This window comes from uncultured Psychroserpens sp. (assembly GCF_947492715.1).
Taxonomy (GTDB): Bacteria; Bacteroidota; Bacteroidia; order Flavobacteriales; family Flavobacteriaceae; genus Psychroserpens.
The window spans coordinates 1,183,700-1,199,148 of sequence record NZ_CANLNS010000001.1 but is presented as its reverse complement, the minus strand read 5'-3'; the positions used below and the strand labels follow the sequence as shown (position 1 = coordinate 1,199,148).

At 34.6% G+C, this 15,449-nt stretch carries 18 protein-coding genes and 3 tRNA genes; 13 read left to right on the top strand and 8 right to left on the bottom strand.

Going from position 1 to position 15,449, the window contains the following annotated elements; genetic code table 11:
- Positions 1-55: 55 nt before the first annotated feature.
- The 13 genes from Q0787_RS05370 to Q0787_RS05310 all read left to right on the top strand — a co-directional run bounded on the left by Q0787_RS05370 (position 56) and on the right by Q0787_RS05310 (position 9,209).
- Positions 56-850 (top strand): ATP-grasp domain-containing protein, encoded by a 795-nt coding sequence (locus Q0787_RS05370; RefSeq protein WP_298901223.1) that lies wholly within the window; start codon positions 56-58, stop codon positions 848-850.
- Positions 851-964: 114 nt separating this feature from the next.
- Positions 965-2,365, top strand: coding sequence for an RtcB family protein (locus Q0787_RS05365; RefSeq protein WP_298901222.1), 1,401 nt, complete (start codon positions 965-967; stop codon positions 2,363-2,365).
- 67 nt (positions 2,366-2,432) lie between these two features.
- Positions 2,433-2,903 (top strand): hypothetical protein, encoded by a 471-nt coding sequence (locus Q0787_RS05360; protein ID WP_298901221.1) that lies wholly within the window; start codon positions 2,433-2,435, stop codon positions 2,901-2,903.
- A 5-nt stretch (positions 2,904-2,908) separates the two neighbouring features.
- Entirely contained in the window at positions 2,909-3,577 is a 669-nt protein-coding gene (locus Q0787_RS05355) for a hypothetical protein (protein ID WP_298901220.1), read from the top strand.
- A 5-nt stretch (positions 3,578-3,582) separates the two neighbouring features.
- Positions 3,583-4,329 carry a nucleotidyltransferase domain-containing protein gene (locus Q0787_RS05350; protein ID WP_298901219.1) on the top strand — a complete coding sequence of 249 codons (747 nt, stop codon included), beginning with the start codon at positions 3,583-3,585 and terminating at the stop codon, positions 4,327-4,329.
- Positions 4,326-5,381, top strand: a complete 1,056-nt coding sequence (locus tag Q0787_RS05345; RefSeq protein WP_298901218.1) for a nucleotidyltransferase domain-containing protein — start codon at positions 4,326-4,328, stop codon at positions 5,379-5,381. Before Q0787_RS05350 ends, Q0787_RS05345 begins: the two co-directional genes overlap by 4 nt.
- A 58-nt stretch (positions 5,382-5,439) precedes the next feature.
- Positions 5,440-6,135, top strand: coding sequence for a hypothetical protein (locus Q0787_RS05340; protein ID WP_298901217.1), 696 nt, complete (start codon positions 5,440-5,442; stop codon positions 6,133-6,135).
- Between the two features lie 8 nt (positions 6,136-6,143).
- Positions 6,144-7,499 (top strand): SDR family oxidoreductase, encoded by a 1,356-nt coding sequence (locus tag Q0787_RS05335; RefSeq protein ID WP_298901216.1) that lies wholly within the window; start codon positions 6,144-6,146, stop codon positions 7,497-7,499.
- Between the two features lie 9 nt (positions 7,500-7,508).
- A tRNA-Gly gene (locus Q0787_RS05330) sits at positions 7,509-7,584 on the top strand.
- Positions 7,585-7,599: 15 nt separating this feature from the next.
- A tRNA-Val gene (locus Q0787_RS05325) sits at positions 7,600-7,672 on the top strand.
- 15 nt (positions 7,673-7,687) lie between these two features.
- A tRNA-Asp gene (locus Q0787_RS05320) sits at positions 7,688-7,759 on the top strand.
- A gap of 108 nt (positions 7,760-7,867) precedes the next feature.
- Positions 7,868-8,479, top strand: coding sequence for a hypothetical protein (locus tag Q0787_RS05315; RefSeq protein WP_298901215.1), 612 nt, complete (start codon positions 7,868-7,870; stop codon positions 8,477-8,479).
- Positions 8,480-8,501: 22 nt separating this feature from the next.
- Positions 8,502-9,209, top strand: a complete 708-nt coding sequence (locus Q0787_RS05310) for a DUF434 domain-containing protein (protein ID WP_298901214.1) — start codon at positions 8,502-8,504, stop codon at positions 9,207-9,209.
- A 1-nt stretch (position 9,210) separates the two neighbouring features.
- Here Q0787_RS05310 and Q0787_RS05305 read toward each other — a convergent pair whose 3' ends face one another.
- Genes Q0787_RS05305 through Q0787_RS05270 form a run of 8 tightly spaced genes read right to left on the bottom strand, consistent with a single transcriptional unit; the run spans position 9,211 to position 15,441 of the window.
- Positions 9,211-9,783, bottom strand: coding sequence for a 4'-phosphopantetheinyl transferase superfamily protein (locus Q0787_RS05305; protein WP_298901213.1), 573 nt, complete (start codon positions 9,781-9,783; stop codon positions 9,211-9,213).
- A complete protein-coding gene (locus Q0787_RS05300) occupies positions 9,780-10,034 on the bottom strand; it encodes an acyl carrier protein (protein WP_298901212.1) in 255 nt (84 codons plus the stop codon). The genes Q0787_RS05305 and Q0787_RS05300 overlap by 4 nt, the downstream gene beginning before the upstream one ends.
- Positions 10,035-10,037: 3 nt before the next feature.
- Complete coding sequence (locus tag Q0787_RS05295) at positions 10,038-11,309, bottom strand: beta-ketoacyl synthase (protein ID WP_298901211.1); 1,272 nt, start codon at positions 11,307-11,309, stop codon at positions 10,038-10,040.
- Positions 11,306-11,743: a hydroxymyristoyl-ACP dehydratase gene (locus Q0787_RS05290; protein WP_298901210.1), complete on the bottom strand. Its 438-nt coding sequence runs from the start codon at positions 11,741-11,743 to the stop codon at positions 11,306-11,308. The genes Q0787_RS05295 and Q0787_RS05290 overlap by 4 nt, the downstream gene beginning before the upstream one ends.
- 3 nt (positions 11,744-11,746) lie before the next feature.
- The gene (locus tag Q0787_RS05285; protein WP_298901209.1) at positions 11,747-12,544 is read right to left on the bottom strand and encodes an SDR family oxidoreductase; all 798 of its coding nucleotides are present in this window, start codon (positions 12,542-12,544) and stop codon (positions 11,747-11,749) included.
- Positions 12,538-13,590, bottom strand: a complete 1,053-nt coding sequence (locus Q0787_RS05280) for a type III polyketide synthase (protein ID WP_298901208.1) — start codon at positions 13,588-13,590, stop codon at positions 12,538-12,540. The genes Q0787_RS05285 and Q0787_RS05280 overlap by 7 nt, the downstream gene beginning before the upstream one ends.
- A gap of 1 nt (position 13,591) precedes the next feature.
- The gene (locus tag Q0787_RS05275; protein WP_298901207.1) at positions 13,592-14,305 is read right to left on the bottom strand and encodes a methyltransferase domain-containing protein; all 714 of its coding nucleotides are present in this window, start codon (positions 14,303-14,305) and stop codon (positions 13,592-13,594) included.
- A complete protein-coding gene (locus Q0787_RS05270; protein ID WP_366915879.1) occupies positions 14,302-15,441 on the bottom strand; it encodes an NAD(P)/FAD-dependent oxidoreductase in 1,140 nt (379 codons plus the stop codon). Before Q0787_RS05270 ends, Q0787_RS05275 begins: the two co-directional genes overlap by 4 nt.
- Between the last annotated feature and the right edge of the window lie 8 nt (positions 15,442-15,449).

Below are 15,449 nucleotides of genomic sequence, written 5' to 3'. Positions count from 1 at the left end.
ATAGCCTACAAGCCCAATCTTGTAGGCTTAATTTAAAACAAACACTATTGAAAACATGTACTTTTTAATTCAATCAAATATATACTCAGATCCCGATCATAACAGAATTTACGATGTGTTAGATGAGCTAAATTATCCTTATGAAACCATTGAAGTTTTAAAAGAAACGAAACACTTAAAACTCAACACAAATAGACAAGATATTTTTGTATATGGCTCGGTAAGATTAGCACGTTTGGCATTGCAATACACCGATTGGAAACCCAACTCATTTTATGGGAATAATCACTTATTTGAAATCTATTCAAAACACTACAAAGACCATGTGTTAAACTATGAATTTCAAGTCATGAAACTTACAGATAACATAGATTGGACAACAAACACCCAATTATTTATTAAGCCTTTTCGTGATGCAAAAGTGTTCACAGGACAGGTTTTCAACAAGCATACGTGGTCTGATTATGTTTATGAAGCACTTGCGAGTAAACGATCAGAAAACCTCAACGAAAATACGCTTATCCAAATCTCAAAGCCACAAGACATTCGTAAGGAAGCAAGACTTTGGATTGTAGGCGAACAAATCATAGATGCAGGTTATTATAAATTTAATGAAAACAGCGCATTCGAGTTAAATGTTCCACCAGAAGGTATTCAGTTTGCAAAGCAAATGATAAGCCTTTTTAATATTGCCGACGCTTTCGTAATGGATATTGGCTTAACACATAACGGTTGGAAAATTGTAGAAATTAACTGTATTAATAGCTCTGGCTTTTATCCTAACACAAATATTAAGGCTATTTTCAAAGCATTATTCACTTATTTCACTATAAATAAGACATATATTTAACTACGCAAAAAGACTGCGTAATACGTTATAATATTTGTAATGTCATTCCGAGCACAGTCGAGGAATCTCATTAAAAATAAAGTTTAACTTAAAAAAAAACCGTTTTCACGGGAAATGAAAATGAAAACAAAAACAACAGGTCACGATTTAATCGCCTTAGGATATAGACAAGGAAAATGGATGAAAGAAGCTATTGCTCATATTAATGACAATGGCTTAGAAGGTGAGGCTATGGCATCGTACTTAGAACAATTTAAGTCACCAGACCCAATAGCTTTGCATAATGCTCCTGTGGCATTTTCTATAAATATTAAAGCAGAAAACGAACTGGAAGAAGACAACGTTTCTAAAGTGATTAACTCTATGCAGACTTTAATGAAAACACCAACACTTGTTGATGGTGCAATTATGCCTGACGCTTGTCCTGCTGGTCCAGACGGAACTATTCCAGTTGGAGGTGTGGCTGTTGCAAAAAACGCCATTCACCCAGGAATGCATAGTGCCGATATTTGCTGCTCGGTGATGCTAACCGATTTCGGTAAAGCAGATCCTAAAGACATCCTTGACGCTGCTCACGCCAATACGCATTTTGGTCCTGGTGGACGTGATAGAAACACTCAATTTCGGTTTCCGAAGGACTTATTAGAGGCTTTTGAAACTAACGTATTCTTGAATGATAAAGAAATGGTGAAAATAGCCAGATCACACTTAGGAACACAAGGTGATGGTAATCATTTCTTGTTTGTTGGTAGATCTAAAAAAACGGGAAATACCATGTTAGTAACGCATCATGGATCAAGAGGTCCTGGAGCACGTTTGTATACTAAAGGAATGAAAATAGCCGAACGTTTCAGAAAGGAATTATCGCCAGACACAAAAAAACAAAACGCCTGGATTCCTTTTGATACTGAAGAAGGACAATCATATTGGGACGCGTTGCAGGTGATCAGACAATGGACAAAAACCAATCATGAAGTGATTCATAATTCGGTGGCAGATACTTTAGAGATCGCTATTGAAAACAGGTATTGGAACGAACATAATTTTGTGTTCAAGGATGGAGATTTGTTTTATCACGCCAAAGGTGCAACGCCTTTAGATGCTAAGTTTATGCCAGATATTACGGGTCCGAGATTGATTCCATTAAACATGAGTGAGCCTGTTTTAATTGTTGAAGGCGCTACAACTACAACCAATTTAGGTTTTGCACCTCATGGTGCTGGTAGAAATGTGAGTAGAACTCAACATAGAAAAAGCAAAACAGGAAGCATCATGCAGATCTTTAATGAAGAAACTAGAGGTTTGGATGTTCGTTTTTTCTCTAAGGAAATTGATATTACTGAGCTTCCTAGTGCTTACAAAAATGCAAAAGCCGTAAGAACTCAAATGGACGAATTTGGTTTAGGTAAAGTTATTGATGAAGTGATGCCTTATGGTTGTATTATGGCAGGCGACTGGCAAAAAAATGCACCTTGGAAGATTAGAAGAGAAAAACGTAAAAAAAATAGAAAGTGAATTTTGAAAACGCAAAAGCAGGCTGACTTTAATTGGTTTTAGTCGGTCTGCTTTTTAAAACAAGACCATGAAAATAGTAGAAATTATAAGAGGACTTATGAGTTTTATAGTTGCCATTCCAATTATCATAATTGCTGCGGTTATTTTCCTTCCAATTATAATTTATACTATTATTTCTGGGGGAATTCAAAAACGTAAGGATAAATCAGAACTTAAAGAGCTTCTAAAAATCAATAATGGTCAAATTTATTTTATTCATGCCTATTATAATCGTTATAATCTTTCGAAAGTAATTAAGGAAAAATATGAGGATATTATTTGCATCAAGGTTGAAAGAAGTTTAACACACGATTTACTTACTAGACATTTGGTAAAAGATTGTTCCAATAGAAGTTACCCGAGATTGGTGAAAATTGAAAACGATAACTTGATTCATAAGGAACATTACAATGCTTTTAAGCATCTTTATAAAAGAAATAATAATATTGATGCCTTCGTTGAATTAATAGGTCGCTCAATACATAATTTGAAAAATTAAAAACAATGAAAACACAACTTTTAAAAGCTATAGATCATCTATACGATACTTTTAAATCTTATACAATATTGGGAAACTTAAGAGATAGGAGTTGTGATTGTTGCGTCTTTGATACCGAAATAAAAATGCTATTGTCTAAGCCTATTAAATCACTTGATAAAGACGATATTTATCATTTTATGACCTCAGCAATGACCACTTTTGGAGATGTTGAAGATTACAAGCACTTTTTACCAAGAATACTAGAACTTGTAATATTTTCAGCAGATGTAAGAGAGGATTTTTTAACTTTTGAAAAGTTAGACTATGCTAAATGGGAAGGTTGGGAAGCGAAAGAGATTAAAGCTATAAACTCTGTTTTAGAATGTGCTCTAATACAGGCTCTAAATGAGAACTCGGAACATATTGACGATTTCATTTCATTGAATTTACTTTACAATGATTTTGAAACATTATCTAAGATTTTATTAGAATCTGATTCAGAAAAGCTCATTTCAAATATTGTAGATAAAGCCTTAACAGGTTATTCTCAGCCTATAAACGAAAGGTTAGCAGAATTATATGCACATCCAAAAATCCTTGAGAAAATTGAACAACGTTTCTTAAACACAACACATAAAGAAGAAGCTAATCGGTTATCAATAGCTTATAGTCTTTTGGAAAATAAAAATTAAAAACAATGAAAACTAAAATACTAGAAAAACTCTCCGAGATAGAAAAGGAGCGTAACATAGAGATCCTATTTGCAGTGGAATCTGGAAGCAGGGCTTGGGGTTTTGAATCTCCAGATTCAGACTATGACATTCGTTTTGTGTACAAACACAATACAGACTGGTATTTGAATCTATGGGAGCAAAAAGACACTATAGAGTTTATGACCGATGACGATCTTGATGGTTCAGGGTGGGACTTAAGAAAGGCTCTTAAACTATTAGCAAAATCAAATGCTTCATTCTTAGGGTGGTTATTTTCTCCAGTAATCTATAGAGCCAATGAATCGTTTTTAAATGACGTCAAATCACTCGCTACAAATAACTTTAATCCAGTTTCTGGATTTTACCATTATAGCAGTATGAGTAAAGGCTTTGAAGAAACTTTAGATACAGAAAAAATGACACTTAAAAGTTTTTTCTATGCGATTAGAACAGCCTTATGTGCCAATTGGATCTATAAAAAAGAGAGCATCCCGCCTGTTTTATTTAAAGAGCTCTATCCTATAATCGACATGAAATATCATTCAATATTAGATGACTTAATTGATTTGAAAAGTCGGGAAATAGAGAAAAGCCAAGAACCAGTTGATCCTACTTTAATTACATTGGTTAGAGAAACTGTTGCAGAAAATAATCGTATAAAAAACGATGTAATGCATAAAAAATCAAATCCAGAAGAATTTAATAGTTTCTTCTTAAACACAATATCATGACCATAGAAGATCTTAAAACATCTGGAGCAATCATCTTTGAAAGTATTAGCGGCAGTAAAGCATATGGCTTAGATACTGCCGCTTCTGATACAGATATAAGAGGCGTTTTTATTTTGCCTAAGAACCTGTTTTATGGGCTTAATTATATTGGGCAAGTTAACAACGAAACTAATGACATTGCCTATTATGAACTGAATAAGTTTGTAGAGTTATTGTCTAAAAACAATCCAAATATCTTAGAACTTTTAAATGCTCCAGACGAGTGCATCCTGTATAAGCATCCCATTTTTGATAGCATTGAAAAAAAAGACTTTCTATCTAAACTTTGCAAAAACACCTTTGCTAATTATGCCTTTACTCAAATTAAAAAAGCAAGAGGTTTAAACAAAAAAATTGTTAACCCAATCGATAAAGAGCGTAAAACAGTAGAGGATTTTTGTTACATAAGAGCCGATAAACAATCGATACCTTTTAAAGATTTTATTAAGAATAATAATTTAAAAGCTGAACACTGCGGACTAGTAAATTTACCTCACATGAAGGATTGTTACAACCTGTTTTATCACGAAAATCTAAATTACAACGGGATTGCAAGAGTTAATGCCAACGAGGTTTGTTTAAGTTCTGTACCAAAACCAGAACAGCCTATAGCTGTATTGTATTTTAATGTGGATGGCTACTCTGCGTATTGTAAAACATATAAAGAGTATTGGAACTGGGTAGATATTCGAAATGAGGAACGCTATAAAAACAATATCTCTCATAGCAAAAACTATGATGCTAAAAACATGATGCATACTTTTAGGCTATTGCATATGGCAAAAGAAATTGGTTTGGATGGGAGTATTAATGTGAAACGCTTGGATCGGGATTTTTTATTGTCTGTGAAAAATGCCGAATTTGAATATGATGACCTGGTTAATAAAGCCGAACACATGAAAAGCGAATTAGACGATATTTATAAAAGCTCTAATTTGATGGAACGACCAAACATGGCTCATATTAATACATTGTTGGCGTCTATAAGAACAGAATTTTATAACAACTATTAATCATTACGTAAAAAGACTGCGTACAACTGTATCATATTTGCCAAAGACATAAGTAATCATGACAGCAGATCAATTAACACAACTTATATTAGACGCAAAATCTTTGTTTTCCAAAGATTGGCTAAAATCCTATGGACTGTTCTTTGAGCGAGAACACATTCAAAGGTTTTCAAAAGGGTTGATAAGGTTTCATGAGAACGGGGTTTCAGACCATTTGCCATTGCCTCATTTTTCAGAAGAGATAACGCCAAATTTAGATACTTCATACAGGTTTTTTGAGTCTGATATTTCAGAAATAATAGATGAAAAAATTAGTAATGATATAGCTATTATGGCAAAACTTGTGGAAGCGATTCAAAATACACCTTTTGATCACATCCTTTTAATTATGGGGCAACGACAAACGTCGGCAACTCTAAAAACCATTGAGGGTTTACCATTAAAAAAACAGGTGCTTATTGATAGTTCTTTAAGCGCATTTAACTCACAAATAAGTGTAGGTGTTCGGGCTTGGGAAAAGCATACAGACCGCTCTGAAGATGCTTTTTGGGGCAATATAAAAGGGACACCGCAGCAAAAACAAAATAAAGTAAAACAAATCATAACAACACTAATTGAACAGCATACCTGGTGGAATACCTTTCATCATTACAAACATGAAATCGTTTTCGAAATACGAGTAGAAAGTGGTCATGGTATGCGATGGTCATACAAAGATCAATTGTTAATAGGTTTTTTAGAACCCTTTTTATAACTTAAATTATGAAGTCGTATAATTTCACATCGAAAGAATGGGAATCCTGCTTAAAGGTTTTGTCTGAGTTAAAAGACAAGCCCTTAGATAATCCAGATAATCAAACATTTGGGACATTGATTTCTAAAATTCATAAGAATGCCAAAAAACAAAACAGATCGTCTAGTTATAAAGCTAAAAGAACCCACGATTTGCAAATACTTAAAAGCTCTAAAATTGCGCAAAACGCGTTAAACAATACTACAGAATATAATGGTTTTATAAGAACAGAGCAGTCTTATGAAACCATCAATATTCCTAAAAATTGTTATTCATGTAATGCTCCTTATAATGAAGTTCATTCGTTTTATAATAGGTTATGTCCAACATGTGCTGAGCTCAATTATGCCAATCGTTTTGCCTCTGTAGACCTAAGTTCTAGAAATGTTATTATAACTGGAGGTCGAGTAAAAATTGGTTACGCCACTGCATTGCGTTTTTTAAGAAGTCATGCCAATGTCTTAGTAACAACACGGTTTCCTGCTTCGGCATTAGCTCTTTTTCAGAAGGAAAAAGATTATAATGTTTGGTCGGGCAATTTAACTATATATGGGTTAGATCTAAAGCATCTCAAATCTGTTGAAGATTTTATTTCGTATTATACATCTCATCATGACAGCCTTGATATATTAATAAATAATGCGGCACAAACGATAAAATACTCAGACCAATATTATGAGCCAATTGTTAAGAACGAGCAAGAGTTGCTTTTAAATTATGGGGCTTCTCAACAGCTTATTGAAAACAAAACGCCTATAATTCAAAACAGGCAAGCACTTGCATCTGTAAGTGATTTAGAATTAAAACTGAATCGTTTTGGGCAACCCGTAGATTTAAGCTCTAAAAACAGTTGGAACTCAACATTGGAAGATGTGTCAATGTATGAGTTGGTTGAAGTTAATTTAATCAACCAAATATCACCATATTTCTTAATAAAGGAGCTTACGCCATTAATGAAAGCATCTGCATTTAAACAGAAGTTTATTATTAATGTAACCTCTTCTGAAGGCCAGTTTAGTTATGCTAATAAAACGGTGTTTCATCCGCATACTAATATGACAAAGGCCGCTTTGAATATGCTCACACGAACCTCAGCCAAAGAATATGAGGGTTATAATATTTGTATGAGTGCCGTTGATGTTGGCTGGGTTTCTACAGGAGCGATAGAATCATTGAGAGAAAAACAATATGAACGTGGTTATATCCCTCCCTTAGATCCAGTAGATGGTGCATCTCGTATTATTCATCCTATTATCGAGACATTAACACATCAAAAAAAGTTAGCCGGAAAACTCTTGAAAAATTATAGAGTTGAAGCTTGGTAAGTTATTTTTGTGGCAGTAGTTCAAGATCATTGGAAGAACATCGCCGGCCAAGCGAAGGTTGCGGGTTCGAGTCCCGTCTGCTACTTTAAAAAAATGGTGGAGAATGTTAGTTCAATTGGAAGAACGCGGGGTCGACAACCCCGAGGTTATGAGTTCGAATCTCATACATTCTCTACTTTTATAATATTGGGTGTTAGCTCAACAGGAAGAGCGTCTGCCTGTCACGCAGAAGGATATGGGTTCGAATCCCATACACCCTCACTTTATTTAATACTGGGAGCGTAATAGTTTAATTGGAAAAACAGCGGACATCAAATCCGAGGTTGCAAGTTCGAGTCTTGCTTATGCTCCTTTTTAAAATTGATTTTATGAAACTCAAGATATTAAATGAACAATTCTACAAAGTGCTTCTAGAGCATAAAAATGGTTTTTTACACCCTGAAAATGTTCATTATCCAAATGGATTTCCTGTAGAACTTCATGATATTTGCGTGATTATTTATTGGCGTTATAAAAAATTAAATCGTGCCATTAAAAAGGCAAACGTTACGCATAATGAGTTGTTGTTTTTAGACGACAATTCAATCATTAGTATTTATGGCAATCTTATTCTTCCTCCTACTGAAATTGAGAGAAATATAGCTGTGAGTCAGAACCAATTATATTGGTTTTTATTCCATCAATTATACGGGCAAGACTTGACAGTGAGAAAATCTATACATGATTATTTATATCTAACCTGTTTAAATCCGTTACTCATAAAAGAACACGAAGCTCTTGTTGGTTTAATTGTAAAATATGCCAAAAAAATTAATAAAAAACGTTCTGGAGGATCTAAATTAGCGAGTTTGAAAGTTATTAATTCTAAAACCAAACGCCCTATATTTCCAATGGAAGATATGGAACATCAGGTCATAGATAAAACCATATTTCCTGTTAATATATACAGAGGAGATATTTCTAAACTTAAACCGAAATAGAGAACCTCCTAAATTAATTTTAATGTCTAAAATAAGAAACAGAGGAAAAAACAGTAATGACGATCAGCTTTTTGGTTCTGATAAAATCCATCAGAAACTTAAAGATGCGATCACAGATATGCACTATTTGCTCTCTAGAGGCTATGCCGAAAAATCGTCATTGCAACTCGTTGGAAATAAACACCGATTAAATGTTAGGCAACAACAAGCAGTTCAAGGCATGAGTGCTTCACAAGAACAAATAGAAAGACGAGAAGCTCACATGATTCCATTCGAAAATATAGCCTCAGAAACCATTAGTATTGACGGATTTAATCTCCTCATTATTTTAGAAAGTGCCTTGTCTGGAGCTTACCTCTTTAAGGGTTTAGATGGCGCTTACAGAGACTTATCTGGTGTTCACGGCACCTACAAACGCGTGCAACAAACAGAAAAGGCTTTGATTACTGTTGGTCAACTTCTTAAAAACAATACAGTGATTTGGATTTTTGACAAACCTGTTTCTAATAGTGGTCGACTTAAAACCATATTAAGAACATTGGCTGAATCGCATGATTTCAATTGGGAAATAATACTAGATAATAATCCTGATAAACGCTTAGCTGAAAGCGAACATATTGTAGTAAGCTCTGATGCTTGGGTCTTAGATCGTGCCAAGCGTTGGCTTAATTTGGGTAAGCACATTATTGAAGAATGTCTTCCAGAAGCTACTATAATTTATAGCAAATAAACTAATACGCAAACCCCGAAAATCGCCCGCAATGCGTTAATGACATATCGATTGAATATTGTTCTGACTTATAAAAAACCTTTGGAATTCCGGGTGTATTCTTCTTGATACTTAATGTGTCAATGGGTATCGATTTTGTTTTAGATATCGTTCTAAGTACCTCTTGTTTCAATGCGTCGCTCTGGACAGTATAGGTGGATATTTCAGATTTAAAAACCGCAGTATTGAAAGGTTCATTTAAGTCTTTTGTAGCGACAGTATAAACATAATCATCAGTAATTGTCGAACATGTAACATACACTTGATTCTCAATACTTACGTTTCCTTTACCTTCGGAAATGATCTGGCATTGTAATCGTTTTGGGTTAAAAAACCGATTGCCAAATTGCTGCACATGCAGTTTATAAGCCGCTTCTTTCATGCTCCAAAGTAGCCAAACCATAGCGTGTTGGTTTTCCGAAGTCGAAATAAGCTCTTGCTCCTCTAACGTGAAAACCTTATCTAAAAAACGAGGTCGTTGCCAATGGCATGTATTATTCATGTGTTTTAAATCAACAATATCGTTACCTATCATTTTGCTTCTAGCTTTTCATTAACAATAGCCATTGCTGCTTTTACCGAAATCATTTTTTCCATATCCTCATTTTCAATTCGAATATCAAATTCATCTTCAACATCCAAAACTACATCGACCAAATTGGCAGAATTAATCTTTAAATCATTGATAAAATCGGTGTCCTCAGAGAGGTTTACAAAGGCAGTTTCATCCTGAATATAAGGCTCAACGATGGTTTTTAGTTTGGCAATTAATTGATCTTTGGTCATAGTTTAATTATATCTCTTAAAGATAATACAACCATTCACATCGCCAAAACCAAAACTGGCTTTGGCGGCAATATTTAAGGTTGTTCTTAAGTGTTGTTTTACAATTTTATCTTCGGAAATCATCTCGGAGATTTTTGGATGGACATCTTCGCAATTAATATTTGGAAACACAAATTGCTCTTTAAGTTGCAATACAGTAGCTACAGATTCAATGCTTCCTGCAGCAGCTAGACAATGACCAACCATAGATTTTAAGGAATTGATATAGGGGAAATCTTTTCCATTTCTACCTAGGGCTTTTACCCAGTTATCTATCTCTAAACTATCTTTTGAAGTTGCCGTTAAATGACCATTAATGGTGTCTATATCACTAGCCAAAATATTAGCATTCGCAACAGCTTCTTTTATACATCGTTGAACGGCTTCAGCATTTGGGGCAGTCATAGTTCCTCCTCGTCTTTGCCCTCCAGAATTAATCTGTCCGCCTAAAACCTCAGCATAAATGGTGGCATTCCTTTGTAAAGCACTCTCCAAAGACTCTAAAACTAAAGCACCTGCTCCAGACCCAGGTACAAATCCAGAAGCACTAGCACTCATTGGTCTTGAACCCATTTTAGGCATATCATTGTGCTTATAAGTCATCACGCGCATGGCATCAAATCCACCCCAAATATATGGGCCATGATCACTACAGCTCCCAACCAACATCCGTTTCGCTTGACCACTTTTGATGCGTTCGTAGCCCATGAGAATTGCTTCGGTTCCTGTTGTGCATGCCGAAGAATTCGTTGTTACTTGATTCCCAAAACCTAAAATACCACCAAGAAATGCACTAATACCACTTGCCATAGTCTGTACCACAACAGTACTACCTAAACGTTTAACCAGATGATCATCAAGTTTATAGATGGCTTCTCTAAATTTCTCAACTCCAGATGTTCCTGTCCCAAAAATAGTTCCGCTATCAAAATCTAATTCACTGTCTTTGTCTATGGATAATCCAGCATCTTTCCACGCATCGATTCCTGCAATGCATCCATATAAAATACCAGAACTATTAAAACCTCTTAGTTGCAAGGGCGTAAGGTATTCAAGTTTTTTTTCTTCGGAAATTTGAGGTATTCCTCCTATGCAGCATGAAAATTTTAAATCGGCTAATTGTTGATGAAACGTAATTCCGGAAACACCCTTTTTTATAGCTTTTGAAAACGCTTCAAGACCAACACCATTTGGTGCAACAACGCCTAATCCTGTTATGACAACTCTGTTTTTCATGCTTTAATCATTCCTGAGATTTTTCCTCGACATATTAAATCACCTTTCTCATTGTACATTTTTACATTGCATTTTAACTTATTAAATCTAAAGACTTCTTTTTCTGATACAACTGTCACTTTTTCTCCTGGATATACTGGTAAAAAGAAATCGACTTGACTTGAAGTCAAAGCAATTTTTGGATTGGTATTTTCTACAAACTCATCTTTCAGTATATAAATTCCTAAACACACCAAACCAATTTGGGCCATACATTCGGTGAGAATCACACCTGGAGTTATAGGGTTGTTTTTAAAATGACCTTTATAGAAATGGGTTTCTTTTTTAAACGTATAATGCCCAGAAATCCCTTTAGAAGATATTTCAGTCAAGTCGTCAACAAACAAAAAGGGGTCTTGATAGGGCAATAATGCTATGATTTGTTTAGAATTCATCAATTAACTTATATGCTCACCTCCATCTACAGGAATCACACAACCATTGATCCATGCGGCCTCATCTTTACATAAAAGATATACGGCATTCGCCACATCTTCAGGTTGCGTTAATCGTTTAAACGGATTTCTTTTTAAGCTATTTGCTTTAATTTGTTCACTTCCAGGAATCATTCTTAATGACACTGTATCAGTTACTCCAGCTTGAATGCAATTGGCTCTAATGCCATAAGGCGAAAACTCTAAAGCAATATTTCTGGTTATGGCTTCTAAAGCTACTTTCGCTGCTGATACAGCCGCATAGTTTTTCCAAGCTTTAGTATTTCCTTCGCTAGTAAAACTAATAATCCTTCCATCTTCTGAAAACTGTTTTGCTTCAAAAACAGATGTAGTCCAATCATATAAACTAATAGCCATAGCATTAATTGTAAGATTAAAATCATCGTTTTTTAACGTAGGTTTTTCATCATCTATCATGGGTTTTAAATTCCCTTTAGCAACACTATGAACTAGTGTTCTAATTCGCCCTTCTTTTCCAAGAATTGTTGTTAATTCTGAAATGATCTTATTTCGATTTTCAGCTTTAAAAGCGTCAACATTAAAAGATTTAAACTGAATGCCTTCTGCTTTAATTTTATGAAATTCGTTTTCAATAGCATCCATTTGGTTTCTTGGGTTACGATGAACAATACAAATGTTCATCCCATGTTTAGCGAGTTTTTTAGCTGTAGCCAAACCCAACCCACTAGAACCTCCTAAAATAAGGGCCCAATAATTTTTATCTTGAAATTCTTTTACCATTCTAATAAAATGCGTTGTGCCGAAAAACCAGGACCAAAACTTAACATTAAACCTCGATCACCTTTAGGCAATTGTTTATCCATAAAGCGCTCTAACACATAAAGTACAGTTGCGCTGCTCATATTTCCATATAATTTAAGCACTGCTTTGGTGTCATCAATATTTTTCCCAAGCGATCCAAATAAGTCCTCAACCGTTTGTACAATCTTCTTTCCTCCAGGATGAAATATCAAATGATCAATAGCTTCTATTGTTATTCCGTTGCGTTCTAAGAAAGGATGTACAATTTTTGGAAAATGTGCGGCAATGGTTTCAGGAACTGCTTTATCTAGAATCATTTGCAATCCTGTATTTACCAATTTAAAACCCATCATCGTTTCGGCATCATAAAAATGATACATCGCTTCATCCTTAATTGTCGGGCCTTTTTCATTATCATATGACGACAGAATCACACTCGCCGCGCCATCTCCAAAAATGGCTGCACTTACAATATTTACCATAGAATAATCTTCCAGTTGAAATGTTGCCGTTGGCGATTCTACAGCAATAACTGCAGCACGTTTATTAGGATTTGCTTTTAAAAAATTCTTGGCGTAAATGATTCCAGAAACACCAGCGGCGCATCCCATTTCTGTCACTGGAAGCCTAACAATATCTTGTTTCATATTGAGCTTATTGATTAAATAGGCATCTAAAGATGGAATCATAATTCCAGTGCAACTTACGGTTATAATATAATCTATATCTGTTGGTTTAAGATGTGCTTTATCAAGTGCTTTTATTAATGATTGTTCACCTAGTCTAATAACTTCACGCGAATAAATGTCATTTTTTTCTTCAAAAGAGGTTTTGGTAAACACCGCTTCGGCATCCATAATTGAGTATCTTCTATCTACTCCAGCGTTTTCAAACAACTTTACAACCTTGCGCTGAAAACGTTCATCCTGACCAGTTAGCCAAAGTTTTAAATAAGGAATAATAGCTTCAGTCTCTCTAGTGTACTTAGGTAGTTGTTTGGCTACTGCTGTTATTCTTACACTCATATTATTTTTGTTTTAATATCCATTGAAAACGGAACGCCCATTTCCATAGAATTTTATAATCGGCATTTAATCGCTGCGATATCGCCACCAACTCTCGTTTTTTAAACCCTCTCAAAACCGAGGTTAAACCGTCTTCAATTATCGTTTTATTTTTGATTGTTATACATAATAGTTTAAATAAGTAATATGCTAATTTATGTCTATGTAAATCGTTAACTACAACACCCCATTTTGCTTTCTCCAAAACAGGTCTTAAGAACGCTATTAACTCATCCTCTTTGAAATGGTGTAAAAACAATGTGGTTAATACCATATCGTAGTTTAGTTGTTTAAATTCTTCTGAAAAAATATCTAGAGCCTTAAATTCAATATTCTCATAAGCTACTGATGACGCTCTAGCATAATCTACTGTGTGCCTATTTGCATCTATGCCCAATAATCGAAAATTATACCCATTTTGTTTTCCAAAACGCGAAACAAACCTCAGCATATCTCCGCTTCCACAGCCTAAATCAATAATAGTAATCTGCTGTTCTTTGGGATGTTCTTTAAGTGCTTTTTTAAGTCCGCTAAGGGTTACCTTATTGCCGCCCAACCATTTATTAATCTTTGCTAGCTTATCAAGCGCATCATGAAGTATAGGCCCATTATAATCCAAATCGTCCATAATCTCGTTGGCTTCACTTCTATATTTTGTACTAACAAATATGCTCATTCAATCTGCATTAATTTACCATGTGTTCGTTTAATTATTTGTGGTAAAATACCCGGAAACCATTGTAGTCCTTTCATTAAAAACTCCGACAAATGAGGCCTATTAAACAAATTAGCAACTATTCGACCAACTTTTAATCGCGATTTAAACGTTGTGTTCCATTCTCTAAGATACTGCTTTTCTAGTGCATCTCTACTGGTGATTTCCGAATTAAAAAATTTAACAATAAGTGTTGATGCTATTTGAGCACTGCGTATGGCCATACTCATTCCATTGCCGCATAGCGGATGAATGAGTGTTGCTGTATCTCCGCACATAATGATATGATTCTCTATTGGTTTCTTATGGTCAAAAGAGATCTGACTTATCGTTAATGGTTGTTCAAAAAGTGGTATTGTGGTCTTAAAAACTTGTTTTAAGTAGGTGTTTTTAAAAATAACTTTCTCTTGAAATTCTTCAATGTTCTTAAATGCCTTAAAGGATTCAAAATTTGTTATATAACACAAGTTAATCTTATCGCCCTCTACCTTTGAAACACCACAATAGCCGCCTTCAAAATTATGAAGCGCTACCATATCGTTTGGGAAACTTCCTTTGACATGGGTTTTAACAGCCAAATAAGGAGATTTAGTTTTTATGAATTGCCTATTGAGTTTTACATCAAGGTTGGATCGTTTGCCATAGGCTCCAATCACAAACTTCGATTTAAGCTGTTTTTGGTTTTTTGTAACTACAGTGAATTGCTCATTATTAAACCGAACATCATCTACAGTATCTTGTATTAAACTAACATCGGAATCTATTGCTTTTTGTTCTAAAGCATGATCTAAACAAAAACGACTAATACCAAAGCCTCCTAACGGTAAACTCGTAGAAATAAGTTTATTTTTAGTTGTAGATAATTGAAATTTGTCAATTTTTTTAGCACCAAGTGCAAAAACATCTATACCCAAATAATTGAAATAAGGTAATACTTCATTAGAAATATATTCACCACAAACCTTATGTTTTGGATAACTATTTTTCTCAATGACTAGCACGTTAAGTTGTTGTCTTGATAAGTGAATTGCGCTAGACAAACCAGCTAATCCACCACCAACCACAATGACATCAAATGTTGAGGGTATTGTATTCAATTTCTTTT

Bases quoted from the DNA above. Each gene is read 5' to 3' on its own strand.
- Q0787_RS05370 (WP_298901223.1), top strand. From the start codon at position 56: ATGTACTTTTTAATTCAATCAAATATATACTCAGATCCCGATCATAAC.
- Q0787_RS05365 (WP_298901222.1), top strand. From the start codon at position 965: ATGAAAATGAAAACAAAAACAACAGGTCACGATTTAATCGCCTTAGGA.
- Q0787_RS05360 (WP_298901221.1), top strand. From the start codon at position 2,433: ATGAAAATAGTAGAAATTATAAGAGGACTTATGAGTTTTATAGTTGCC.
- Q0787_RS05355 (WP_298901220.1), top strand. From the start codon at position 2,909: ATGAAAACACAACTTTTAAAAGCTATAGATCATCTATACGATACTTTT.
- Q0787_RS05350 (WP_298901219.1), top strand. From the start codon at position 3,583: ATGAAAACTAAAATACTAGAAAAACTCTCCGAGATAGAAAAGGAGCGT.
- Q0787_RS05345 (WP_298901218.1), top strand. From the start codon at position 4,326: ATGACCATAGAAGATCTTAAAACATCTGGAGCAATCATCTTTGAAAGT.
- Q0787_RS05340 (WP_298901217.1), top strand. From the start codon at position 5,440: ATGACAGCAGATCAATTAACACAACTTATATTAGACGCAAAATCTTTG.
- Q0787_RS05335 (WP_298901216.1), top strand. From the start codon at position 6,144: ATGAAGTCGTATAATTTCACATCGAAAGAATGGGAATCCTGCTTAAAG.
- Q0787_RS05315 (WP_298901215.1), top strand. From the start codon at position 7,868: ATGAAACTCAAGATATTAAATGAACAATTCTACAAAGTGCTTCTAGAG.
- Q0787_RS05310 (WP_298901214.1), top strand. From the start codon at position 8,502: ATGTCTAAAATAAGAAACAGAGGAAAAAACAGTAATGACGATCAGCTT.
- Q0787_RS05305 (WP_298901213.1), bottom strand. From the start codon at position 9,783: ATGATAGGTAACGATATTGTTGATTTAAAACACATGAATAATACATGC.
- Q0787_RS05300 (WP_298901212.1), bottom strand. From the start codon at position 10,034: ATGACCAAAGATCAATTAATTGCCAAACTAAAAACCATCGTTGAGCCT.
- Q0787_RS05295 (WP_298901211.1), bottom strand. From the start codon at position 11,309: ATGAAAAACAGAGTTGTCATAACAGGATTAGGCGTTGTTGCACCAAAT.
- Q0787_RS05290 (WP_298901210.1), bottom strand. From the start codon at position 11,743: ATGAATTCTAAACAAATCATAGCATTATTGCCCTATCAAGACCCCTTT.
- Q0787_RS05285 (WP_298901209.1), bottom strand. From the start codon at position 12,544: ATGGTAAAAGAATTTCAAGATAAAAATTATTGGGCCCTTATTTTAGGA.
- Q0787_RS05280 (WP_298901208.1), bottom strand. From the start codon at position 13,590: ATGAGTGTAAGAATAACAGCAGTAGCCAAACAACTACCTAAGTACACT.
- Q0787_RS05275 (WP_298901207.1), bottom strand. From the start codon at position 14,305: ATGAGCATATTTGTTAGTACAAAATATAGAAGTGAAGCCAACGAGATT.